The sequence below is a fragment of the Halioglobus maricola genome, assembly GCF_009388985.1.
In the GTDB taxonomy this organism is placed as follows: domain Bacteria; phylum Pseudomonadota; class Gammaproteobacteria; order Pseudomonadales; family Halieaceae; genus Halioglobus; species Halioglobus maricola.
Genome location: NZ_CP036422.1, coordinates 1,449,428 through 1,471,573, shown reverse-complemented (window position 1 = coordinate 1,471,573; position 22,146 = coordinate 1,449,428). Strand labels below are relative to the sequence as shown.

The window sequence follows — 22,146 nt, the reverse complement described above, 5'->3', positions numbered from 1 at the left end:
GCATGAAATGCAGCCTGTTTCGAAGACCTGTCAGGAATCAGAAATAATTGCATTACGGGTGTTGACCCAACCCCGCTCCATCATTAATATACGCGGCCTCTCACGAGATCAATTCCGCCTTAGCTCAGTTGGTAGAGCAAATGACTGTTAATCATTGGGTCGCTGGTTCGAGCCCAGCAGGCGGAGCCAAATACTGAAGAATCCCTGAAAGCCAATGTTTTCGGGGATTTTTTTTGCCTGAATGAAACCTGCCCCGTGTTGGTTCGAGATTTTCTTGATACAAACACGAGACTTCAGATATGGGCCGGACACCAACCTACTACCATCTCCTCCAGGGCTACTACCACTTCCAGCGCCGACTGGGAGGCAGCCTGCTTAGGACCACTTTACGAACCCAGGACGAATACACCGCCAGACAGCGGGCCGGCGTCCTCTACACCTACAGCAGCCAACTCCACCGCGCGGGGCTCCAGTTCCCTGAGGTCTCCCGACTGACACGCATCAGGGCACAGCAACTCTACGAGGAGGGGCTGACTGAGTTTGTGGTAGCACCCAAGGGGGCCATTGAGGCACCTACCGTGGACACAAGCGGACACGTCCGGACACTCTCGGACACCCTGCCGCCCTCCCCTGTGCCCCGACCATTGCTGCTGAAAGAGGCCCTGGAGGATGCGCTGCGTGACCTATGCCGAACTGGCGGAAAGGAGCATCGCAGGAAGTACCGGGAAGCGTTCACCGAACTGTCGCTGTTGAACCCAGGAGCCTACTTCCACGAGTTCCGGTTCGCTGAGGCCCGAGAGCATCTTGAAGCGCTCCTACGATTGCCACGAAGACGGACCGACAGGAAGCCATACAAGAGCATGCCAATCGACGCCGTATTGGAGTTAGACACACCACCGGACCAGCTATTGAGTGCCACGAGCATCAATGAGCGAATGAAGCGCCTGGGAAAATTGTGGGAGTGGGCGACAGAGGCAGAGGCTTACAGTGGGCCTAATCCATTCCGAAGCAAGACACTACGACTACCTGAGAAGCCGAGGGAGCGCGGAAGGTATACCGAGGAGGACCTGAAGGTGCTGTTCTCCAGCCCGTTGTTTGCCTGTAAGGAGTACCGCCGTGGCCCTGGTGGCCGGAAGTCGTGGTGGTGGCTGATTATCCTGGGCTTGTACACAGGGGCTCGTGTCGGAGAACTGGCACAACTACGACTTGAGGATGTTCAAACCGTGGATGGCGTCATGTGCCTGTCTATCAACGACGAAGGCGACAAGTCGGTTAAGACGCCTGCAGGGATACGACTGGTACCTGTGCATCCAGAGCTACTACGCCTCGGCTTCGAAGAGTACCTTCTGCACCTCAAACAGAGGGGGCACAACCACATACTCCCGTACCCAAATGAGAACACTGAAGACCCCGCACAGCGTTGCAGTAAATGGTTCGGCGGGACCTACCGAGCCAACGAGTTGCCTGCCGGCTGGTCGCTAAAGAATCTTGTCTATCACTCCTTCCGGCACACGTTCATTAACCGAGCCATAAAGGAACAAGGTATCGACACGATGGTAGTTCAATCCTTGGCTGGTCATACCCTGGAAGGAATGGGCGAGTCTCGTCGCTATGCAACTGGCAGGTTCAGAATGGAAACCCTCAATCAGAGCATGGCAAGCTACCAGCCGCCACACATACCCTCATATCTCTCTCGAATGGGATGGAAAAAACTGCCGCACGACTGATCGGGCTATGTGTATTCAAGCGTTTCCATCCATTTAATGATATTTGCTACCGGGTTCTCGCTCCTGCGGAACTCCATAAGGCTACTAAAATCGGAAAGGCTCTCACGCTGTGCATCAGTGCCAAGATACCCACACAGCAAGAAGCGGAGGTAACAACCCTCTTCGCGACTCCAGTATTCATCTACCAAAGACACCAAACCAGCCCTCTCCGAGAGCGACTTGTAGTCCAGAAGTTCCTTTGCCAAGTCTGCATACACACCTGGACGGACAACCTTCAGAACCGCCAGGAACACAGTGAGAATGTAGTAGTGGCTATACATGCGAGAATTGATGGCGTTACTTACAATCGCAAAATTGGTAAGAGCTTTTTCAATCTCCCTCAGCGTCATCCTGTAGTGACCGATTAGCTGGTCAAACTGTTCCACAACTACATTTTGCTCTTGCGTTTGGACCTCAAAGCCCATACGCCCCAAACAGTTCCGCATGTAAAGCTGTGCGCCAGATAAGACTCCATTGCCCTTGCTGGGAAGGGCCGTCCAGAGATTCACAAACTTTTGTAGATATGTGTGCGCATCAATGCCTTGACCATAGGTGCAACGAACCGACTCTTCCACCTGTGTACGATTCATCACCAGAACAAATGAAACACCGGGCACAGCAAAGAAATGTTTCACACATTCAATTATCTCCAGAGCAAATGCAGGCCGACAACGGTCCAGTTCATCAATTACAAATACAAGCTTGCTGCCATCGTTCCCGGAACCCGCTAACTCGCTCAATGCGGCGCGAAAAGCCGCACGTTCTTCCTTCTCTTGCTGTGCGCCGGCAATCTTAGAAGCAATAAGCTGATCTACAAGCGCGGCTCCCTCAGACTCAACAGAAGCAGATTCAAAAGCAGAGTCGTCGATAGCCACGCCCAGCGCGGCTCGTGTGGCTATTCTCGCACTAGACCGAAGAAGAATTTTTCCCAAACTCGTGGCCTTAGACAGGAATTCTTCCCGCCTCTCCGTTTCTTTCTCGGGTATGGCATCGTATACACAGCTTGCCAGTGCAATAAACGCACTCTCTTGATAGTCGTTCGTAAAGGCATCGTAGACAACGAGCGGGACATCATTCTGCCGAAGATGACCTGACCACATACTAATGAACGTGCTTTTTCCTTCACCCCATGCTGCATCGAGACCAATAACCAAATTGTCGTCCGCGCGTTGAATTATATCCAGCAGGCGCACTCCGTACGCTTTCCGCTCAAACATGTCGAAGTCACGAGAGAAACCAGCATCCTCAGGTATCTCAAGCTCAGGCAATCGAATCTTCATAAGTCCTCAATAGTTGACTCTGCAATTATTTGAATATTGATTCACTACACGAACTTTCAACCCCCTCAGCGAAAAATCAGGAAAAATATCTGAGGGCCTACTCCCACAGCGCAACGGGGGGCCTTCTATATAAGGGGGTGGGGGTGCCTGGAGCCTGTAGGATTCGCAAGGTGTCTCTGGGGAAGCGTTTGGGCTTTCGATAGATTCTTCGCCAATCACTTGGCCCTCTCTCGAATTTCTGCCAGCGTCCAGATAGACTCCATCGAAAGCAGTCACCACAAGGACGGTGGACAACTACCTCATGAACTCGCCACTTCAATTCAAAGCATCTACTACCAAACTTCGATTCCTGAGCTTGTTCGTGGCAACCGGGACGCTGCTCGGCTGTGCCACACCAGCGGTGGAAGACGAAGCGCAGGACCCAGACCCAGTTTCGGTAGAAGTAGACTTAGCTGAGACCGACACGCCTGAGAATCCGTTTGAGGAAACAGCGGAGCTATCTGCGAAAGCTTCTGACGCACCAGCGGGGAGCTTGGGTGACGCAGAGGAGACTATCGCACGGTGCGATGGCTATCGGTATGGGAGGGAGGGCTACCCCCAAGATTATGACAAGGCATTTCAATGGTGTGTTGCCGCAGCAGAGCAGGGGCACCCCGTAGGGCAATCCATTTTAGGGGGACTCTACTACAACGGATATGGCACAGAGCGGAGTTACAAGGACGCGCTCTACTGGTTCACGCTCGCCGCCAATCGCCGGATGGCTCACGCGGCCTACTCGCTGTACTTCATGTACTTCACCGGGCAAGGGACTGACGTCGATTACCAGACCGCGTTCATGTATTTGGACAGGGCTTCGGAACTAGGGAATGAACAGGCGAAGGAGGTATTCAGCAACCCTGAGGACAACCCGCCCCCAGTGAGTCGCTTGACTGAAGACGAGATTAAGCAACAAATAGAAGAACATGGCGCATGGAAGATAGCGCCGATTTACCCCCGGATAGCTCAGTACGCTGGGTTAGAGGGCTATGTAATTGTCGAATACTGCATCGACAAAGAAGGCCGAACCACGAATTTCCACATCACGCACTCCGTGCCCACGGGAGTGTTTGACGCAGCAGCGTTAGCAGCAGCGAAGCAGTTCCGATACCGCCCCAAAATGCTCGATGACGTTCCTGTGGAGCGTCATGGGGTATCCAATAAGTTCACTTTCGAGTTGAACAGGTAATCTACTACTCCTAAGTTCAAACGGCCTTGGAGCAGCATTCCACTGGGTATACCTTTAGGAACACTTTCTGCCCCCTGAGTATTGCCGTTCCGTTTTCGTTCCGATAACATGCATTCCATATTCTTTAGGGGTAACGGAACGATACATCATGGGAACGGGCGTCAAGGTAGGTTACGCGAGGGTGTCCACGACAGGGCAATCGCTGGAGGTGCAAATGGAAGCACTTCAGGCGGCAGGGTGTGACCCGGAGAACATCTTCTCAGAGAAGCAAAGCGGCACCACAGCAGACAGGCCCAAGCTGAAGGAACTACAGCGGTTTGTTCGCAAGGGTGACACTGTGTACATCACGAAGTTGGACCGACTGGGCCGGTCCCTCAATGACCTATCGAACATCGTAGAGGACTTCCGCAGCTCGGGGGTGGGCTTCGTGGTGTTGGACCAAGGGATTGATACCACTACCAGTACCGGACGGGCCATGTTCGGGATGCTTGCTGTGTTCGCTCAGTTCGAGACGGACCTAAGGTATGAACGACAGATGGCAGGTATCGAAGCAGCCAAGGCCAAAGGTGTCCAGTTCGGCAGGAAGCAATCATTGGAGACTGAGGCAGTGGTAGGCGCCTACATGGAACACAGCAGCATTGGTGCCACCGCCAAGGCCCTGGAGTCCACGAAGACTACCGTTCACCGGATACTCAAGAAGGCCGGAGTGGACACATCGGGGCAGACGGGGGCGCAGAAGGTTCCCACCAAGGGCTCCCGTAAGAAGTAGTAGACGGATAGATTCAACGGCGGCTTGGTGCCATCAGCCGCCCTGTAAATAGCTGGCAAATATGCCTATTAGAATGAGCCACATCAAGACCTTAAAGGCTTGATTCTGGCCGCGGTATTTAGCAACGTGGTAGCCGCAACTTGGGCAAGCCTGTGCCCGCTTAGACACCTTTTGTCCGCAGTCTGGGCATTTGATAAGTCTAGCCATCTCTTAGTCCTCCTGACCTTGCTGCAGAATCCTATGAGAGTCGTCCTTAGAATGAGATGGCGGGACCTGCCAACAACATGATCTTGAGCGACAGAGATAGAATAGATGAGAACCAAATTGCTGGATGTGGTAGCCGCTAGATTCGATTTCTCCGAGCTTTTTCCTATAGCTGCTAGTAGACGAAAGCAAACCTCAGCAGTCTGACAATGTCTGTCAGATCAAATCCAGACTAATACAAATCACCCAACTGGATGCTGCGGTGAGTAGCCACCCCCAAGGCGCAGAACGGTACACTACAGCCCTCCTCGGGTAATCCTGCCAGGATATCTGCAGGCGCACCTGTTGCCGCCCTCCGCTCCGATATGGGGTCTTACCGTCAATCACTGGCGGTTTTCTTAGAGATTCATGTGTAGTTCAAATCGCTTGTGTGATGCAGCACGGTGAGTACGAACGCCAAAAACACACAACCTCGGAAGGAACAGCCGAAAACCCCGAACTCTGGAATAGAGCAACTAGACGCCGACCTATTCCACGCCGCTTAGAATCATTTGCTCCCCCACCGGCTGAGCGCGCCTGAATAGCACACTCAGCCCGCTGGCGAAAACTCGCCCACTCCATGCCGTGCGTCCATCACATCGCGTGGTGAGCGTTACACGCGGGATACAAAAACCCTCAACCCTGGAATACAGCCTCGCTACAACACTCGCCCCTGAGAACTGTGGGGGGGCAAAAGTCTATTTCTATGCAGAAGGTAATCCTTAAGTAGCCCGGCAAGTGCCCTGGCAAGAACTATCCCCCACCAGCCCCACCCACCCCAACCAAAGCTCCCTGTAACCAAGGGAACATAAACGAGGACGCAACAATGATTGAACCCCTGATTGAACGATTCCTATGGAAGAACGAGCGCTGGACCGGCCCGTTGAGGAACCAAGGCTACCTTGAAGAAGATGAGATATTGAGAAGCTTCATAGCAGATCAGAACAGAATGATTACTTCGCCGCGTCTACGCCAGGAGGTCACTGAAATTACCAGCGCGTATTCCTGGCGGGCTGACCTGCGTAGAGGTACAGAGAAGGCAATACACAGCCTCATTAACGCCTGCTTCGAGGCATACCACTCACGCAGAGACAACTCTCCTATTGGCGTACTGTGGAAGACGGGGACGGATGCGACACCGAAGAATAGATACTTCAATGGTCGCCTATTCCCGGAAGCCCGCAGACGAGACGCAGCCGACGTCCTACAGGAACACGGATATATCGAGTTCTACAGGGGTGGCAAGAGCGGCAGCGCTGGTATTGGTGGACTAACCTCCCTGGCCGTACCTACAGAGAAGATAAGACATCTTTATAATGAAGTAATTCTTGAGGCCAGCTACTCCTTCGAGGGCTCTGTTGACCCCACTGGCTCCGAGGTGGTGATTCTCCAAGGTAGGAATGACCGACTCCAGGATTACGCAGACAACCCCAGGACCATTTGGATGCGGAAGAACATAAACGGCTTGAGGGCGGTGAATGCCTCCGTGGATTGGGTACACCCAGACAACGCTGGAAGACCTGTCGTGTCGAACCTACGGTCACTCGCATTGACGCGAAAATTCAAGCAAGGCTCCTTCAGGTGCTACGGCAGGTTTCACTGCGGCCTACAGAACCTCTCGAAGGAAGACCGCAAGGCCATGACCATCGGTGGTGAACCTGTGGCAGAACTGGACTTTAGAGCCATGATGCCGACACTGGCCTATGCCGAGACAGGGCTACAATCCTCAGCCCACACGCCACTTCAAATCGACGGAGACGCCTACAACATCCCCGGCTTCGAGCGGGAACATGTGAAGGTGGCCTTCCAGGTTATGCTGAACTCAAAGTCTCCTCAAGGTGCCGTTCAGGCCATCGTTAAGAAAGAGGGTATGGGCTTGTTCAAAGAAGCGCGTGAACTCCGGGACGCCATCGCCACAAAGCACTGGCGCATCTCACATATGTTCTACGACAACACCTGGGAAAGCCTGTACTTCCGTGAAAGCGAAATAATGATGTCCGTTATCGCCTTTTGTGTGGAGCACTCCATACCGCTTCTGCCCATCCATGACGGGGCTGTGTGCCGTGACCGTGACTGGGAGAAAGTCCATCACGCCATGGAGACAGCTTTCAGGCAGAGTTATGATTTGAGCCCGCACATTCATGTAAAGAGGAGAAAACTACAATTGGCTGCTTGAGCCCATCAACAATTGTCTACAGAACAGCACTCGAAGAAAGCCCATGAAGCGTGCTGAGCCTGGAGCTACAAGAAGGAGGCCAGTTGTTAGTCTTACTGGTTAGAGGCCCTTCGGGAAGCTCCAGGCCCCCTCCCAGTCCCGGGGTGCTCTTCGTAGTCACCAATTAGATGCTCATACTTTTTGGCCACTGGTGCTACCGGCGACACTGAAGGTGTCCTTTTCTGCCTCTGTGGCAGAAGCGTAGGAATTGTCGACACCTGGGTTTCTTCAAAGAACTGCCGCCGAATCTCTCTCCCCAACACCTCCGCTAACGCACTTGGCACCGCATTACCTACTTGTCTGTGAGACATCATACAGTTTCCAACTATCTGATAATCAGCAGGGAATGTTTGGAGCGCGCACAATTCTCTTGAGGATAAGCGCCGATTCTCCCAATGAAACGGACCGATCGCTGGACCTGGTTGTGCCGTTAGAGTCCAAGAGGGGCGATTCTTTGCCAGCTTTAGAAGCATACTCCAATACCGACGACGCCACCCAAAGAGTGGCACCCCCTTACCTCGCTCTGTGTGATAGAGGTAATTGTGCCCCTCTGGAATAGAAGGCAAAAGGTCAGCCCACTTGCCACGCACATGCAAATCAGGGTCATCAGGTGTTTTAATCTTCGCCAACGCGTCCCAAGCTGTGCTCCAGGGCTGAAGCCCTCCCACTACTCTCCTCGGTGGCATATCAGTAATACCTGCCGACATATCGACTCGAGGCGGGAGCTGATGACTTGCTTCGGGAAATTCGAATTCCTTTCCGTCTCGGTGGCCGATAACAAACACGCGCTCACGAGTTTGCGGCACCCCATAACTAGCCGCATTCAATTGAGCAGCCTTAAGACTATAATTCGTCCCCTGTCTCTTGTTTATTGCAGCAACCTCGCTCTTCAACAGCTTGAGGCCATCATCTTTCTCACTGAATGCCAACCCAGGCACATTCTCGAGAAGAAAAACTTCGGGAAGGGAGTCTTCGAGGACCCGTAAGTACTCCGACAGGGTGTTGGCTCTGGGGTCGTCTAACCTCTGCGCATCCCCGCTGTGCCAGTATCCTGACTTCGAAAAAGGCTGACAGGGAGGACCTCCGACCAAAAGACGCGCTTCACCAACGCCCAAGTTAGCCATTTCCAATAAACGCTCACTCGATACATCCTCAATGGCTTCACTACAGATTTCTGTCGACTTCCACCACTTACGGTTCTCTGTAAATCGGAGTGTCTCAATGCTGACAGGGTCGCACTCCACTGCAACTTTGGTGCGGAATCCAGCTGCGTGGAGTCCAAGGTCAAGTCCACCGGCACCGGTGAATAAGCTCAATGTGGAGTACATTTCTTGGGATTCTTTCAAATTTCAGAGACAATATAAGTCATGTTACATTTGTTGTATTCACAATACAAGATTTAAATTGATTAGTCTACGCCTCAAAGCCGTAATGGCCGCCTACAGTGAGCAATCGAACGAGCGAATGACATACGAACGTCTCGCTCAGCGAACAGGGTTGTCCAAAGCAACTCTTGAATCCCTTGGCACTCGAAATGCTTACAATACGAGCCTCAAAACCGTAGATAAAATTTGCAAAGCCCTCCAATGCACGCCAGAAGAACTACTGGAATATAAGAATGATCAATGACCTTTCTGAATGGCTACGTGACATATGCTCAGAATACGAGTTTCAGCCCTACGCTGTATACCGAAAGACCGGAATTGCCCATTCAGAAGCCGATAACGAATCCATCGACTGGCCTTTAACAGCCAACAGCGAAGCAGAGCTGCGAGAGAAGCTCAGAAAATCAGGGCAATTTCAGCCGCTACCAAAAGAGTCTGCCGCGCTCGCAAACATCGTAGAAGTATCCATATCTGATTACCTGACAAACAAGATAAGTGAGATCGACGGGATAAGCATGAATCCAGGGACCGAGCGCGGTTACCCGGACCTGGAACTAACTGGAAGCCTGCTTGCGGACGAATACCATGCGGTGGATATAAAGGTCGCCCGTAGGAGCGCCTCCGGAAAACAAACCCAGAGCCGGATTACACTCTACACAGGAAACACCTATTTCAAGTTTCCTGAGGTAGATTGGCCCTCGATACTTCGCCCATTTGCGAACTACAAATCCCACATTGACCTGATTGTCATTTACACCCTGGACGAAGATTCGCTCACTCGTGTCACTGAACTCGAACTCGTTATACAGCCATCCTGGAGAATCGCTTCAAGGGAGCGTTCTTCAACAACCCGAGAATACATTGGTGCCGTCACAAATCTCGAAGATCTTCGCGCAGGAAGAGGAGCGTTTGATAACGAGGAAGAGTTTTATAAGTTTTGGAGAGCCTACCCCTTCAAGATTCCCAAATCAGTGGCAAAGCAACTGGAGAAAATACTGGCGGAAAAGTAGTTCAGAAACTGTAGACCGCGAGGCACTTCTCAGACACTCGCGAAACTCCTGCAGGGAGGAGAAAATTAATACAGCGAAGTACATAAGTCTGGAACAATGAAGGCCAGAAAACTCGCAAACAATACGGACAAATTTTTACCCTCCCCTCTCATAGAGCATTGATTTTTCAACCGTTTATCCATATTACTGTCACCCCCACGCGATTACCCTCTCTCGCGCGTGACTAGGTGAACGAACAAATCCCACATTTCATTACAAGGAAGTCCAAATGGCTGAAGACGCTTGGTCAGAAGAAGAATTGAAAGCCTCAGTAGACGCGTACGCACTTATGCTTCGTGCAGATGCCGAGGGTAGGAAAGTGAACAAAGCTCAAATCTACCGAGACCTCGAGGCACAGTTCGGCAGAAAGAACAAAGCTTTTGAGCGCAGAATGATGAACATTTCACATGTTGTGGTCTCGTTGGGTGGCAAGCACGTGAAAGGCCTACTTCCTGCTCCAAATATTGGTCCAACTGTCCGCCCGGTCCTTGAAAAGCTCGTGAGACAGTCACAAATTCTGAATGCAATGCATGATATACACCCTCCCACTACAGAGGCATCTAATCCCGTCGACATGGACAGGAAGGTATCCATGCTCTTGGACAATTGGGGACAATCAGATGCTCGTATTCTCCCTCCCTCTGGCTTGAAAAGCCCAACCAAACGCGACGGAAACAGCACTGTCTACAACCGATCTCCCGAAGTGAAAGCATGGGTACTACAAGAAGCTGACGGAAGCTGTGAGTGCTGCGAGAAGCCCGCTCCATTTGTAAAAGACGACGGCACCGCGTACTTAGAAGTACACCACGTTGTCACTCTTGCACAAGGAGGTCCAGACACGGTGTCAAACACTGTCGCAGTGTGCCCCGACTGCCACCGCGCCCTGCACTTCGCAGCAGATCGAGACGTTAGAGTAGAGAAGCTCTACATGAACATTGATCGGCTCCAGAAAAATTAGATACAGCGAGAAATCAGCCGAACAGCCTTTTTCTGTCTTTCCGATAAGCCTGAATCGCTACCGATAGGAATCCAATCAAAGAAGCTAATGCCACTTTTTCATACCTGCCTCTGAATGCCTCGGCAATGGAGGCACTACCCTCAGGTCCCAGTATCTGAAGTTCAAAATCGTGCGTAACCCAATGGCCCAGAGTTAGCACTCCTACAAAAAAGAATAGGCCCAACAAAATCGCGACCTGGGCTCTCCCTGAGTGCGACAGCACAATCACAAATTCATCCCACCAATCACGCATCCCTACGTTCTCCCAAGGTTTCCCGTAAGACCCAGTTTGAGACAAATTAGTTCCTTTCTCGATACCGCAGGTGATATTCTTAAGGCCACCCAACACGGGAAACCGCAGGGTTTCAGTTGGAATTCAGGGACTTAGGGGAGCAAATGACTGTTAATCATTGGGTCGCTGGTTCGAGCCCAGCAGGCGGAGCCAAATTCTGAAAAGGGCTGCATATTGTGCGGCCCTTTTCTTTTTCCGGTCCAATATCCCGATCAGTACTCACTTTCGCATCGCGCTGTCAGCTCATCGAAGCCGACCTGTGGCAGAATAACCTCATATCTGCTGCGGGCAATTTGATGCGATCGTTCAAGCTGGGCAAACGCCAATCCACCTCGACCTCACTCGTTCAGGAAGACTCCGGCATCCACGTGGGCATCTCGCCTGATCTGCCCGCCGCCGCCCGCCAGGCTGCAAACCTCATGTATGAGCGCTATTCGGACTGGCTTGAGCGCGATCGGCTCCGGGCATGGGGGCCGTACAAGCGCAACCACTTCACCATCGCCATCGGCGGTGGCAATACCATCAAGGCCCAATATCATGCGTGGCTGGAATTGCATCACAGCAAGATCGACTGGCTAGGCCATGTGCGCTTCTTTTTTCTCGAGGAATCTACCGGGGAAAAGCACTGGGAGAGTGCTGAGCAGTCGCTGCGACTAAACTTCCTCCAGCCGCTGGCGGAAAAACTCTGCCGCATCCGGGGCCTGAATGCGATACGCCGCAAACTGGACCTGGAGCGCAGCGCCGACCGTGAGGATATTGTGGATGCTGTGGTGAAGCGCCTGTGCAATCCCATCAACCTCGCCCCGGCCCATCGTGCCTTACAAGCGGGAAACAAACGTCGCGCCTTGCAATTGGCCCGGGCAGAGCGGGAACGCTACCAGCAGGAAATCTGTCGCCGCGTCGGTGCCAGCATGTCTTTCCACTATCTCATCAGTGGTATCGGCAAAGACGGTACGCTTGGGTCGTTCCCCCCCTATTCTCCCGACCTCGCCGAGAAAGAGCCTGCGGTCGTGCTGCTAGCACAGGAGAATAACGCCCTGCGCGTCGCCCTCAATCGCGGCGTCTTTACCAACGCTGAAACTGTATCCCTGCTGGTGGCTGGCACGCTCAAGCTAAAAGCGCTCGGTCGGCTGGAAATGGACGAAGTCACTGACTTCGAGCAAACAGTGATGGAAACACCATTGCGCCTGTTGCGGGAGACCTGGGACATCGCCAACAAGGTCTATATCTTCGCCGACGAACAGGCGCTCCACTTTGACGAGACCGTATTCGAGTATAAAGAGCGGGGCCAGCTTGTTCAGAACAAAGCCGAGACGCGCGCCGGAGATGAACAGGACGGCGTACATATCCTGCTCATGCACGGTTTTCTTGGCCTGTTCAGTTTCGCCAGCCTGCTGATTCGCCTGCCTAGCTCGTGGACCGTGTCAGCGCTGCACCGGGGCAGCAGAGCCAAGTTTCTCCCACAAGATGAAATATTCCCCCACTACGCCCTGGCGCTGCGCAAAGCCATCCTGCGCAACTGGCGCCGCAATCGCCCCACCCCGGTGGCAGGCCACAGTATCGCGGGCGTCATCATGGATCACCTGCTACTTTCCCTCTTGCCGGAGCCCGGCGCAGCCCCCCTGCCCTACGAGCGTCTGCGCCGTGAAGACAGAGACCTGGTCGACGCCCTGCGCGCCGGCGGTATGATTCACCTTGCCACCTGGTCACCTGCCGATGGCCCCAACACCGGGCAAAATATTAAATCGCTGGTCGCCCACCTGCGCCACCAGACACAACTCGACTACGGCGGATTCGAGCAGATCTATGATCGCGAAGATCAGGGAAAACTGCATCCGGTCCACGCTGAGGCCATTGCCACAAGCAACGAGGATATTGCCGGGCTGGAGCGTTTTCTTCAGCGCAAAATCGCCCGACCGATGATTAACAGCCTCAACCTGGCTGTCCGCAGACTGCTAAACAACAGCACGGTGCAACACCGCCTGCTCAATGCCGACATCCCCTACGTATTGCGACTGGTAGGCAGCCGTCTGCTGCGCACTGTTTCACTCTATGGCCTCACGAAAGAAATTGAGGCGGCACTGTGCAACCCCGCCGAATACCAGCAGCGACATCTACAGGCGCTGGAGATCCTGCTCGCCTATGACATCCCCTGGATCAGCATCGTGCACCAGGATGACTTTCTGGTATCTGCCCGGCGTCACCGGGAAGAATTCGAATATCTCGTAGAGAAACGACTGGCTATAGAGGGTGTCAACAAGGTGGACGACCTGAAAGCCACACTGCGCTACGTGCTTATCGAGCGCAGCGAACAGGACCTCCCCATTGATATGCTCAACCCCCACCTGCTGGTCATGGCCACCAACAACGAGGGGAATCGGATGGTCAGACAGATCACCTCAGCGATGACCCGGTTCGTCAATGAGAACCTCGCCAAAGCAGCGGACGAAGGCCGCATAACCCGGCTCGCCAGCGTCGATCGCTGGCTCAAGAAGCAGAAACGCGCACAACATCGACGCCGGCACAAAGTGGGCTGACAAGGTAGCTTGAGAAGGTGGCTTGAGCGCTTCAGCTCTCGTATCATGGTCTTTCTATGCCACCGGATAAGAAGACCCAATGAAAACGTTGTACTACAAATTTCGCGCCTTTACCGTCACCTGGCTCTTGCGCCTGATTCCACGCCCTGCTCCTGTGATATTTTCCGGCGCAGGCTCCGCCAACACACTGGCCAAGCAGTTCGCCGTGCTCGGTCACAGCAAGATATTGATCGTCACTGACAGCTTTCTCGCAAGCTCAGGCATCCTTGACGGTATTAAAGCGACTCTTGACGAAAACAACACCCGCTATGCAATCTTTGACGGTGTGCTACCGGATCCGGCCTTTGACCAAATCCAGGCCGGCGAAGCCCTGCTGCGCACTGAATCCTGTGATGCCGTGCTCGCCGTCGGTGGCGGATCGGTACTCGATGCCGGTAAATTGATCGCCCTGCTGCATACCAATCCGGGCACTCTGGATGATTTCGACGGCATCCAGAAATCAAAGAATCTCGCCGTACCTATTTTTGCCGTACCCACCACCGCAGGTACAGGCTCAGAAATCACGTATGTTTCAGTCATTTCAGACCCCGACACCCACGCAAAAGTCCCGGTGATCGACAACAAGCTGATGCCCGGCTACGTCGCGCTGGACGCGGACATCATGAAGGGTATGCCTCCCGGCATCACCGCAGCTACTGGCATGGACGCACTCACGCATGCGGTGGAATCCTATATCGCCACCTCCTCCACCCCGGCGACCGAAGTGCAGGCCGTTGCCGCCGTGAAACTGATATTCAAAAACCTGACCCGCGCATGGCACAAAGGCGATGATCTCGAGGCCCGCGATGGCATGGCACTGGCTGCGTTCTACGCCGGCTCCGCCTTCGGGCGCACCTCAGTAGGTTATGTGCACGGCATCGCTCACCAGCTGGGCCGCGTTTGCCATACCCCCCACGGCAACGCCAACGCCATGGTACTACCGGAAGTACTGAGCAATTACGGTGCCTGTGTACACGAGCGTCTGGCGCAGTTGGCCAGGGATGTGAACATTGGCAGCGAGAGCGATGACGATGCCACCCTGGCTCGTCAGTTTATTCAGGCAATCGTTGATATGCGCGCCGAGATGGAGCTGCCACTGAAACCCAGGGGCCTGACCCAGGCCGACGTACCCGGTATTGTCGAAGAGGCTATCGCTGAGGCTGGCAGTATCTACCCGGTTCCGCGCTATATGTCCGAAGCAGAAATATCCGGCATTGTGCGCGGCTTGCTCGAAGCCGCATGACTCGACTAAGCTGATAAAAATTTCGAAGGAAAACAGATATGGCCAGCAATTTTGACGCACTGGGTTTTGCGCTGCGAGTAGTCTTTGCCGCAGCGCTGGTGTTCGGCACTTATAACCCCAGCGACTTGTCTTACGTCAGTTATGTGATGGCCGAGGGCCATGAGTTCGGCCCGGTCACGGCCATCATCGGCATATCCCTGCTGATTGCCTGGATTGTCTTCCTGCGCGCTACGTTCCTGTCTCTGGGCTGGCTGGGCATCATTCTGGGAGCCGCACTGTTTGCCTGCATTATCTGGCTATTCGTGGATATCGGCTGGTTGAGCCTGGATTCTACTGGCGCGATCACATGGCTGGCGCTGACGGTGCTGTCGCTGATTCTGGCGGTAGGAATGTCCTGGTCTCACATCCGCCGTCGCCTCACGGGCCAGGTGGATGTGGACGACGTCGAGGACTAATCAGGGCGATTTTTCGGGGAAGAGTTCTTTCACGTTGGATACGACCACAGGTGCACGCGGCTGTTCGCCGACCTGACCCTGCTTGGTCCACAGATAGTCATGGCGCACTTCGTGCTCCATGAAGCCACTGACAGCGGCGCGCAACACTTTGGTAATACCGTCGCAATCCAGAGCGTCACAGTAGCGAATGAGCTCTGAAACATAGTGGTGCATCTGGCCGTAGGTGAGGCACTCCTCTTCAGCCCGCATGATCATCGCGTGACCGGTGCCGGTCACATTGCTGCCCAGCAACAACTCTTCATACAGTTTTTCACCGGGGCGCAGGCCAATAAACTCAATATCGATATGCTCACCCACATGCGTATCGTGATCCATCTCGTAACCGCTCAAGCGAATCATGCGTCGGGCGAGGTCAACGATACGCACCGGCTCTCCCATATCCAGCACAAATACATCACCACCAGTGCCCATGGCGCCGGCCTGCAGTACTAACTGGGCAGCCTCGGTAATACTCATAAAATAGCGGGTAACTTCCGGGTGCGTCACGGTGACTGGGCCGCCGCTTTCAATCTGCTCACGAAACAGGGGGACTACCGAGCCAGAGGAACCAAGGACATTACCGAACCGGACCATACAAAAACGGGTGTGGGTATCTCTCTGGGCCAGGCCCTGGAGGATCATCTCGGCGAAGCGCTTGGACGCACCCATAACATTGGTAGGTCGCACTGCCTTGTCCGTCGACACCAGAACAAAGGTATCAACACCGGCCTTGCGTGCTGCTTCAGCGGCGTACCAGGTGCCGAAGACATTGTTGGCTACACCCTCGGCCACGTTGTACTCGACCATCGGCACATGTTTGTAGGCCGCGGCGTGGTAGACCGTATTCACGGAGAACGTGCGATAAACACTTTCCAATCGTCGCTGGTCCTGCACCGAACCCAGCAGCGGTACGATATTGAAATCGTAAGCGGTGTGTTCGAGCGTCGCACGCAACTCGCGCTCGATGTTGTAGAGCGCGTATTCAGAATTATCCAGCAGAATCAGTTCGCGGGGCGATGCGGCCAGGATCTGGCGGCATAGCTCAGAGCCAATGGAGCCACCTGCGCCCGTCACCATCACCACTTTACCGGTGATACAGCGGTCGATCAGTTCCGGCTTGGCCGGGACCGGTTCACGGCCCAACAAGTCATCCAGATCAATGTCCTGAATCTGGTTAACGCTGGCTTCTCCGGCAACCAATTCGGCGATGCGCGGCACGGTACGCACATATACCGGCAGACCCACGAGGGAATTGATAATTTCCTTGCGTCGCTCCGGCGAAGCAGAGGGCACTGCAAGCAGCACCTGGGTGATATCGTGTGCCGCGATCAATTGCTCAATATGGTCGGGATGGGCCACCTGCAGGCCATTGATCACAGCATGCTGCAGGCGAATATCGTCATCGACAAAGAAGACTGCGCGGTATTGGTCGCCGTGATTGAGCGCGGTGAGCAGCTGCCGTCCAGAAGCGCCAGCACCATAGATGATCACGTTCTCAGACATGGAACGCAGCTTCGCCTGGTAATAGGCGCGCACACTCAAACGCGTTCCACCGATCCCAAGCATGGCCAGGCCCCAGTAGATAAAGGGCATGGAACGGGGCACCTCGGCCTGAGTGAAGAAAACCGCAGCCCCGAGAATCAGGGTTGAATAACTAACTGCCGTGATAATCGCCCAAATGGCCTGTTGACCCATGAAGCGGATGACAGCGCGATAGAGGCCGAGTCGCAAGAAGATGACGGCGCTGACCAGCACGGTGAAGACACCGCAGAAAATTTCAACAGAACCGAGCGTGAAGTCAGTGTGACCATAGCGAAAAGCCACCGCCGCCCACATGGCCACGGTGACATAGAACATGTCCAACGCCAGCAGGCAGGCTTGTTTGATATTGCGAGGAAGCTCGATGAGCCTTTCAAGGGCATCCCGCAGGCCGCCAACTACCGTTGAAGACGCGCGCGAACATATGCTGCCCAGAAATTTCAGCAATTCCTTCCCTCAATCCTTGATTGGTCGTATCACTGCTGGTGTTTTTGTTGATGCAGCGAGTAAAGGATACTAGCCCACTTTCCGGGCTTTAGCCATGCCGTAGAGCAAGGGTATATATGCCAAAATTACCAATAAAAATGAGAACTTGGGGCACAAACTTGTGGTCAGGGCTAAAGGAAAGAGCCACAGAGCATTGATAGCCAACAGCAGCATATCAACGGGTAAATGACCGCCCCAATGGCGGCTCAGCCGCTGGTAGGCGTGCGTCCTGTGAGGCTGGGTGAATCGCTCGCCGGCGAACATCCGGGCGACCAGTGTGTAGCTCGCGTCGGTCACAAAAACAGCCAGCAGAATCAGCCAGCAGGCCAGTGGTAGTGTGCCTTCCACCGCACCGAGCAGTGCCAGGCCACCCACCAGGAACCCCGTAGGAACGCTGCCCGCATCCCCCATGAACATGCGCGCTGGGGGCCAGTTCCAGCAGAGGAATCCCAACTGGGCTGCAGCCAGAAGGAGGCAGAAAAAGAAGTACTGCAAATCTGCCGCATAGAACCAGCTGATTATGGCTGCCCCGACACAGGCTATCGTCGCCTGCAGCGCAGCGATACCGTCTATGCCATCCATGAAATTGTAGAGATTGAGCATCCACAGCAAGGCGAAGGCGGCCACAAGTGCCACCAGCCACTGGCCCCCATGGGGCTTTAGCAGAACGCTCACCAGCACGACGGAACACAGAGCGTAGAAGGAGAAACGCAGACGCACCGGCAACCCCCGCAGGTCATCCACCACCCCCACCAACATCAGTAACAATGCGCCGCCGGCGAGCGCGAGATACTGCGAATGCCACGCCATGCCCATCCACGCTGCCGCTGCCAGTCCGAGGCTGAAAGCAACCAACATCGCAGTACCCCCGCCATGTGGGGTGGGCAAGGTGTGAGAGCTGCGCTCGTTAGGCAAGTCCATTATCTGCAGGCGACGCGCCAGCTTCAGATACAGGCCGCAGAGGACAATCGATATTGCCAGGGTGATCAGCAAGGCGGGCATCAGGTCTTCCTCGCCAGCACGTCTTGCAGCCGCGACTGCGGTCGCCAATCGGTTGCCGCCAGCAGCGCGCTGTTATCGTAGTGCTCGAAACCAAACAGCTTGTCGCGCGCGCCCAGCATGCGGGCGCCAGCCATCCAAACCCAGCGCGGGCACCAGCTACTCGCGACGGGCGCACCGCGCCTTGCGCGCAGCGCATCGTGAACCGTCCGGCTCGAATAGCTCTCCCCGTCACTGACAATCCAGGTGTGGGTACCGCTGCCCGGAGATGTCGCCAATTGGCACAATAGATCAACCAGGTCCGGCAGCCCAATCATTGAGCGGCCGCCCTCCTCCGGTGGTCGCGGCAAGCCGAAATCGACCCCGCGGTCCAGCAAGGCCAGATTGCCCTTCGGCGCAGCGCCATAGACCAGTGCAGGGCGCAAAATCGTCACCGCCATCTCGCCGCCCGCGGCCAATTCCTGCAGACCAAGCTCCGCCTGCCATTTACTCTGGCCGTAGGGGTCAGTTGTGGGAAAGACATCGTCCTCACCGCGCGCGTGTCCGTCCTGAGCCGGGCCCATCGCTTTCACGCTGGACACGAAAATGAAGTGGCGAACGCCCGCCGCCTGAGCGGCTCGGGCCAGCGCAAGAGTCGCATCGCGGTTGACTTGCTGATACTGCTGCGCTGCTGCCTTTTGGTGAGCAATACCGGCGAGATGAATAACGGCGTCGACACCCTCGAGGCGGACAGAGTCCGGCACTCCTCGGGCAAGATCCATCACCAGAACATCAGCGCAAGCCGGCGCGTTGACGCCGCGGCTGATCGCGAGCACCTCATGGCCACGGCTTGCCAGCTCGGGGCATAACGCACGGCCAATAAATCCGGTAGCGCCAGTGACCAGACACTTCATCGCGGAATGTGAAAAAAATAAGGGGACATAAGCCCCCTCATGATACGGATGCGCCCGGCTTAATCCAGAGTTATTACCGAACGGTTGCGATCAACCGTGGCCTGGCCGATACCCTTTACTTCCGTGAGCTGCTCAAGCGTCGTAAACGGCCCGAACTCCTCTCGATAGCGCACAATATCCTCGGCCCTGCTGGCACCTACACCACTGAGCCCGCCGGCGAGCGCCGTCGCATCAGCGGTATTGATGTTCACACTGCCCGGCGGCAAATCTTCGGCGGCGGCATGTCCCGCGCCGATGGCAAGCAACAGTGCCATCAGGCAGGTGGCAAACACATTGGGATTGATGATGTTTTTCATAGCTAGTCTCCTTGCTCTCTAAACTCTGCATCCGTGCAGGCATCCGTATCGAGAGGTGAGTCTAGCAACAAATACGCGCTGCAAGGCGTGTGCGCGCGCAATTGATGGGAACTGGCCTCAGCCGATGATTTCCAGTTCACGGTGCACTCGCTCCAGCGCCGCAATAGGGTCTGCCGCTGCAGTTATAGAGCGGCCAATCACCAGGTAGTCAGCCCCGTTGGCGACAGCATCCGCGGGGGTCAGCACTCTACGCTGGTCGCCGGCATCATCACCTGCAAGACGTATCCCCGGCGTGACAAGGCAGAAGTCATCGCCGCGATCGGCGCGCAATCCGGGAGCCTCCATCGCAGAACACACTACACCGTCCAGACCACTGGACTGGGTGAGCGCAGCCAGGCGCGACACACGCTCGGCAGCTGATTCGGTGTAACCCAGCTCTCGCAGATCATCGTCAGACATACTGGTGAGCACAGTCACTGCAATCAGAATCGGCGGTTGCTGGTAGGCCTGCAAGGCATTGGCGGCGGCCTCCATCATGCGCCGCCCACCACTGGCATGGACGTTGACCATCCACACGCCGAGCTCGGCGGCAGAACGCACCGCGCCAGCAACCGTGTTGGGTATATCGTGAAACTTGAGGTCCAGAAACACATCGAAACCCCGCGCCTGCAGCGATTCGACCAGCGAGGCGCCGCTGCGAGTATAGAGTTCCTTGCCCACTTTCACGCGGCAAAGCTGCGGCGAGAGTTTGTCGGCAAATGCCAGCGCCGTTTCCGCGTCGGGGTAATCCAGGGCAACCAGTACGGGTTTGTCGTTCATCAAATTTCCTCAATCATTCCAGACTGGTGCCGCGAATTGTTTTGATCGTGCCCCAGTATTTGCAACCAGGGCAGAACCAGTGCATATGACGCCCGGCAAATCCACAGTGACTGCAGCGATAGGCCGGCCGCTCTTCAATCAGCCGCTTCACCAACACCTGCAGCAAGCCAAGGTTATCCTGGGCCTTGCCCTCGGTAGCCTTGATCTGCAAACCGATCAGTTGTTCCAGGCCGCGCATAGAGGGGCGTTGTTCCAGCTGTTTGGCAAGAAACGCCTCCGCCTCGTCACTGCCTTGTGAGACCAGGATATCTTCCGCCGCGGCGATCACCAGTGGTGGCGAGGGGTGAGCCTCAAGGCATTCACGCAAATACGCTCGCAGCGACTTTTCATCGCCCAGTTCCCGGTAGCAGCGCCGCAGCACAGGAATGGTCTCGCTGATGTAGGCCGGATCCTGCTGTCGCACCCGGCGCAAGGCCTTGATGGACTGTTTGTAGCGGCCCGCCTCGCACTCAACTTCACCGAGCATAATCGAGGCTCGCACACACTCCTTGTCCTGATCCAATGCTCCCTGCAGCAAATTGCGGGCGCCCTGGATATCGCCCTGCTCGCGCTTTTCTGCCGCGAGCTCACAAAAATAGTGGGGGATCACCGTGGCCACATTCTGACCTGGCTCTGCCGATTCCTGGGGTGCTCCGCCAAGCAGGGTCTTGCGCGGTATCAGGTCGTTCGCGACATCGATGGCGCGCTGCCATTCACGTTCACTCTGAAAGATGTCGAGCAAATGACGCTGGCTTGCCCGCCGCTGCAGCGGCGACTCCGCCACCAAGTCCAACAGTAGGCGTTCGGCTCGATCGAGCAAGCCGGCACTGATGTAATCCCGGGCCAGTTCAAGGTGAGCGGCGTGCACCTGTGCTCGCGGCAAGCTGGGTCGCGCCAGCAGGTTCTGGTGGATACGAATTGCCCGGTCTACCTCTCCCTTCTTGCGCAACAGGTTGCCAAGAGCGATATGCGTCTCCATGGTCTCGGAGTTGACTTCCAGTGCATCGATAAACGCATCGATAGCGCCATCGGGGCGGCCGTCCAGCAAATAATTGAGGCCTTTGTAGTACTGCCCGGGAAGATCCGGGCTCGCGACGACCTGCCGCTGGGAGCGCCGGCCAAGGAGCCAGCCTATGGCGATTGCTACAAAAAGAAGAAGGAAGACGAGGTAATCATTCACCGTCTTTCAGGCCCGCCGTGCGCAGTTTGTCCACCTCTGCCCGCGCCTTGGCCAACTGGCGGTTGGCGCTGGCAAGCGACGTCCGCTGACGTACGATCATGCCGGATGAGAGCAGCAGACCCAGCAATCCACCAATTGCAAACGCTCCCAGAACCCACAGCGCCAGGCTGTGCGGTTCAAAGGTGTAGAACAGCATATCCAGCGGCACCAGCTCTTTGTTTTGCAATGCGAACAGCACACCCACAGCGGCAAACGCCAGGACCAGGGCAATGGAAATGAGGTTGCGAAACAGCTTCATGCG

At 55.2% G+C, this 22,146-nt stretch carries 21 protein-coding genes and 1 tRNA gene; 11 read left to right on the top strand and 11 right to left on the bottom strand.

Annotation, left to right across the window (positions count from 1 at the left end):
* The first annotated feature begins 113 nt into the window (after window positions 1-113).
* Window positions 114-189: transfer RNA gene (locus EY643_RS06645), tRNA-Asn, on the top strand.
* Between the two features lie 110 nt (window positions 190-299).
* Window positions 300-1,727, top strand: a complete 1,428-nt coding sequence (locus tag EY643_RS06640; RefSeq protein ID WP_152661459.1) for a site-specific integrase — start codon at window positions 300-302, stop codon at window positions 1,725-1,727.
* Window positions 1,728-1,732: 5 nt separating this feature from the next.
* Here EY643_RS06640 and EY643_RS06635 read toward each other — a convergent pair whose 3' ends face one another.
* The gene (locus tag EY643_RS06635) at window positions 1,733-3,046 is read right to left on the bottom strand and encodes a KAP family P-loop NTPase fold protein (RefSeq protein WP_152661458.1); all 1,314 of its coding nucleotides are present in this window, start codon (window positions 3,044-3,046) and stop codon (window positions 1,733-1,735) included.
* A 301-nt stretch (window positions 3,047-3,347) separates the two neighbouring features.
* Here EY643_RS06635 and EY643_RS06630 point away from each other — a divergent pair, with 301 nt between their 5' ends.
* Window positions 3,348-4,271 carry a TonB family protein gene (locus tag EY643_RS06630; protein ID WP_152661457.1) on the top strand — a complete coding sequence of 308 codons (924 nt, stop codon included), beginning with the start codon at window positions 3,348-3,350 and terminating at the stop codon, window positions 4,269-4,271.
* 148 nt (window positions 4,272-4,419) lie between these two features.
* A complete protein-coding gene (locus EY643_RS06625; protein WP_152661456.1) occupies window positions 4,420-5,040 on the top strand; it encodes a recombinase family protein in 621 nt (206 codons plus the stop codon).
* 33 nt (window positions 5,041-5,073) lie between these two features.
* On the opposite strand, the gene EY643_RS19880 is transcribed toward EY643_RS06625, so the two are convergent.
* The gene (locus tag EY643_RS19880; RefSeq protein WP_152661455.1) at window positions 5,074-5,247 is read right to left on the bottom strand and encodes a zinc ribbon domain-containing protein; all 174 of its coding nucleotides are present in this window, start codon (window positions 5,245-5,247) and stop codon (window positions 5,074-5,076) included.
* A gap of 862 nt (window positions 5,248-6,109) precedes the next feature.
* On the opposite strand from EY643_RS19880, the gene EY643_RS06615 reads away from it, so the two are divergent.
* Window positions 6,110-7,459, top strand: a complete 1,350-nt coding sequence (locus EY643_RS06615) for a hypothetical protein (RefSeq protein ID WP_152661454.1) — start codon at window positions 6,110-6,112, stop codon at window positions 7,457-7,459.
* 92 nt (window positions 7,460-7,551) lie between these two features.
* Here the strand turns inward: EY643_RS06615 and EY643_RS06610 are convergent, their stop codons facing one another.
* Window positions 7,552-8,826 carry a DNA cytosine methyltransferase gene (locus EY643_RS06610; protein ID WP_152661453.1) on the bottom strand — a complete coding sequence of 425 codons (1,275 nt, stop codon included), beginning with the start codon at window positions 8,824-8,826 and terminating at the stop codon, window positions 7,552-7,554.
* Here EY643_RS06610 and EY643_RS19875 point away from each other — a divergent pair.
* The 3 genes from EY643_RS19875 (at window position 8,720) to EY643_RS06595 (ending at window position 10,890) form a co-directional block, all read left to right on the top strand.
* On the top strand, window positions 8,720-9,127 hold the full coding sequence (locus EY643_RS19875) for a helix-turn-helix domain-containing protein (protein ID WP_420841640.1): 408 nt from the start codon (window positions 8,720-8,722) through the stop codon (window positions 9,125-9,127). The genes EY643_RS06610 and EY643_RS19875 overlap by 107 nt on opposite strands.
* A complete protein-coding gene (locus EY643_RS06600) occupies window positions 9,117-9,893 on the top strand; it encodes a type II restriction endonuclease (protein ID WP_152661451.1) in 777 nt (258 codons plus the stop codon). The genes EY643_RS19875 and EY643_RS06600 overlap by 11 nt, the downstream gene beginning before the upstream one ends.
* 268 nt (window positions 9,894-10,161) lie before the next feature.
* Window positions 10,162-10,890, top strand: a complete 729-nt coding sequence (locus EY643_RS06595) for an HNH endonuclease (protein ID WP_152661450.1) — start codon at window positions 10,162-10,164, stop codon at window positions 10,888-10,890.
* A gap of 13 nt (window positions 10,891-10,903) precedes the next feature.
* Here EY643_RS06595 and EY643_RS19570 read toward each other — a convergent pair whose 3' ends face one another.
* Window positions 10,904-11,182, bottom strand: coding sequence for a hypothetical protein (locus EY643_RS19570; protein ID WP_170287304.1), 279 nt, complete (start codon window positions 11,180-11,182; stop codon window positions 10,904-10,906).
* 335 nt (window positions 11,183-11,517) lie between these two features.
* On the opposite strand from EY643_RS19570, the gene EY643_RS06590 reads away from it, so the two are divergent.
* The 3 genes from EY643_RS06590 to EY643_RS06580 all read left to right on the top strand — a co-directional run bounded on the left by EY643_RS06590 (window position 11,518) and on the right by EY643_RS06580 (window position 15,495).
* Window positions 11,518-13,758: a 6-phosphogluconolactonase gene (locus tag EY643_RS06590; protein ID WP_152661449.1), complete on the top strand. Its 2,241-nt coding sequence runs from the start codon at window positions 11,518-11,520 to the stop codon at window positions 13,756-13,758.
* 79 nt (window positions 13,759-13,837) lie between these two features.
* Window positions 13,838-15,040, top strand: coding sequence for an iron-containing alcohol dehydrogenase (locus EY643_RS06585; protein WP_152661448.1), 1,203 nt, complete (start codon window positions 13,838-13,840; stop codon window positions 15,038-15,040).
* Window positions 15,041-15,078: 38 nt separating this feature from the next.
* The gene (locus tag EY643_RS06580) at window positions 15,079-15,495 is read left to right on the top strand and encodes a DUF6524 family protein (RefSeq protein WP_152661447.1); all 417 of its coding nucleotides are present in this window, start codon (window positions 15,079-15,081) and stop codon (window positions 15,493-15,495) included.
* On the opposite strand, the gene EY643_RS06575 is transcribed toward EY643_RS06580, so the two are convergent.
* The 7 genes from EY643_RS06575 to EY643_RS06545 form a co-directional block, all read right to left on the bottom strand.
* Window positions 15,496-17,520, bottom strand: a complete 2,025-nt coding sequence (locus EY643_RS06575; RefSeq protein ID WP_152661446.1) for a polysaccharide biosynthesis protein — start codon at window positions 17,518-17,520, stop codon at window positions 15,496-15,498.
* Between the two features lie 69 nt (window positions 17,521-17,589).
* A complete protein-coding gene (locus tag EY643_RS06570; protein ID WP_152661445.1) occupies window positions 17,590-18,609 on the bottom strand; it encodes an MraY family glycosyltransferase in 1,020 nt (339 codons plus the stop codon).
* Window positions 18,561-19,451 carry an NAD-dependent epimerase/dehydratase family protein gene (locus EY643_RS06565; RefSeq protein WP_152661444.1) on the bottom strand — a complete coding sequence of 297 codons (891 nt, stop codon included), beginning with the start codon at window positions 19,449-19,451 and terminating at the stop codon, window positions 18,561-18,563. The genes EY643_RS06570 and EY643_RS06565 overlap by 49 nt, the downstream gene beginning before the upstream one ends.
* A 59-nt stretch (window positions 19,452-19,510) precedes the next feature.
* On the bottom strand, window positions 19,511-19,807 hold the full coding sequence (locus tag EY643_RS06560; protein WP_152661443.1) for a ComEA family DNA-binding protein: 297 nt from the start codon (window positions 19,805-19,807) through the stop codon (window positions 19,511-19,513).
* Between the two features lie 117 nt (window positions 19,808-19,924).
* A complete protein-coding gene (gene pyrF / locus EY643_RS06555) occupies window positions 19,925-20,626 on the bottom strand; it encodes an orotidine-5'-phosphate decarboxylase (RefSeq protein WP_152661442.1) in 702 nt (233 codons plus the stop codon).
* A 13-nt stretch (window positions 20,627-20,639) separates the two neighbouring features.
* Complete coding sequence (gene lapB / locus EY643_RS06550; protein ID WP_152661441.1) at window positions 20,640-21,845, bottom strand: lipopolysaccharide assembly protein LapB; 1,206 nt, start codon at window positions 21,843-21,845, stop codon at window positions 20,640-20,642.
* Complete coding sequence (locus tag EY643_RS06545; protein WP_152661440.1) at window positions 21,838-22,143, bottom strand: lipopolysaccharide assembly protein LapA domain-containing protein; 306 nt, start codon at window positions 22,141-22,143, stop codon at window positions 21,838-21,840. The genes lapB and EY643_RS06545 overlap by 8 nt, the downstream gene beginning before the upstream one ends.
* Window positions 22,144-22,146 lie beyond the last annotated feature (3 nt).

Coding starts and splice junctions, on each gene's coding strand:
- EY643_RS06640 (WP_152661459.1), top strand. CDS start 300: ATGGGCCGGACACCAACCTACTACCATCTCCTCCAGGGCTACTACCAC.
- EY643_RS06635 (WP_152661458.1), bottom strand. CDS start 3,046: ATGAAGATTCGATTGCCTGAGCTTGAGATACCTGAGGATGCTGGTTTC.
- EY643_RS06630 (WP_152661457.1), top strand. CDS start 3,348: ATGAACTCGCCACTTCAATTCAAAGCATCTACTACCAAACTTCGATTC.
- EY643_RS06625 (WP_152661456.1), top strand. CDS start 4,420: ATGGGAACGGGCGTCAAGGTAGGTTACGCGAGGGTGTCCACGACAGGG.
- EY643_RS19880 (WP_152661455.1), bottom strand. CDS start 5,247: ATGGCTAGACTTATCAAATGCCCAGACTGCGGACAAAAGGTGTCTAAG.
- EY643_RS06615 (WP_152661454.1), top strand. CDS start 6,110: ATGATTGAACCCCTGATTGAACGATTCCTATGGAAGAACGAGCGCTGG.
- EY643_RS19875 (WP_420841640.1), top strand. CDS start 8,720: ATGCTGACAGGGTCGCACTCCACTGCAACTTTGGTGCGGAATCCAGCT.
- EY643_RS06610 (WP_152661453.1), bottom strand. CDS start 8,826: ATGTACTCCACATTGAGCTTATTCACCGGTGCCGGTGGACTTGACCTT.
- EY643_RS06600 (WP_152661451.1), top strand. CDS start 9,117: ATGATCAATGACCTTTCTGAATGGCTACGTGACATATGCTCAGAATAC.
- EY643_RS06595 (WP_152661450.1), top strand. CDS start 10,162: ATGGCTGAAGACGCTTGGTCAGAAGAAGAATTGAAAGCCTCAGTAGAC.
- EY643_RS19570 (WP_170287304.1), bottom strand. CDS start 11,182: ATGCGTGATTGGTGGGATGAATTTGTGATTGTGCTGTCGCACTCAGGG.
- EY643_RS06590 (WP_152661449.1), top strand. CDS start 11,518: ATGCGATCGTTCAAGCTGGGCAAACGCCAATCCACCTCGACCTCACTC.
- EY643_RS06585 (WP_152661448.1), top strand. CDS start 13,838: ATGAAAACGTTGTACTACAAATTTCGCGCCTTTACCGTCACCTGGCTC.
- EY643_RS06580 (WP_152661447.1), top strand. CDS start 15,079: ATGGCCAGCAATTTTGACGCACTGGGTTTTGCGCTGCGAGTAGTCTTT.
- EY643_RS06565 (WP_152661444.1), bottom strand. CDS start 19,451: ATGAAGTGTCTGGTCACTGGCGCTACCGGATTTATTGGCCGTGCGTTA.
- EY643_RS06560 (WP_152661443.1), bottom strand. CDS start 19,807: ATGAAAAACATCATCAATCCCAATGTGTTTGCCACCTGCCTGATGGCA.
- pyrF (WP_152661442.1), bottom strand. CDS start 20,626: ATGAACGACAAACCCGTACTGGTTGCCCTGGATTACCCCGACGCGGAA.
- EY643_RS06545 (WP_152661440.1), bottom strand. CDS start 22,143: ATGAAGCTGTTTCGCAACCTCATTTCCATTGCCCTGGTCCTGGCGTTT.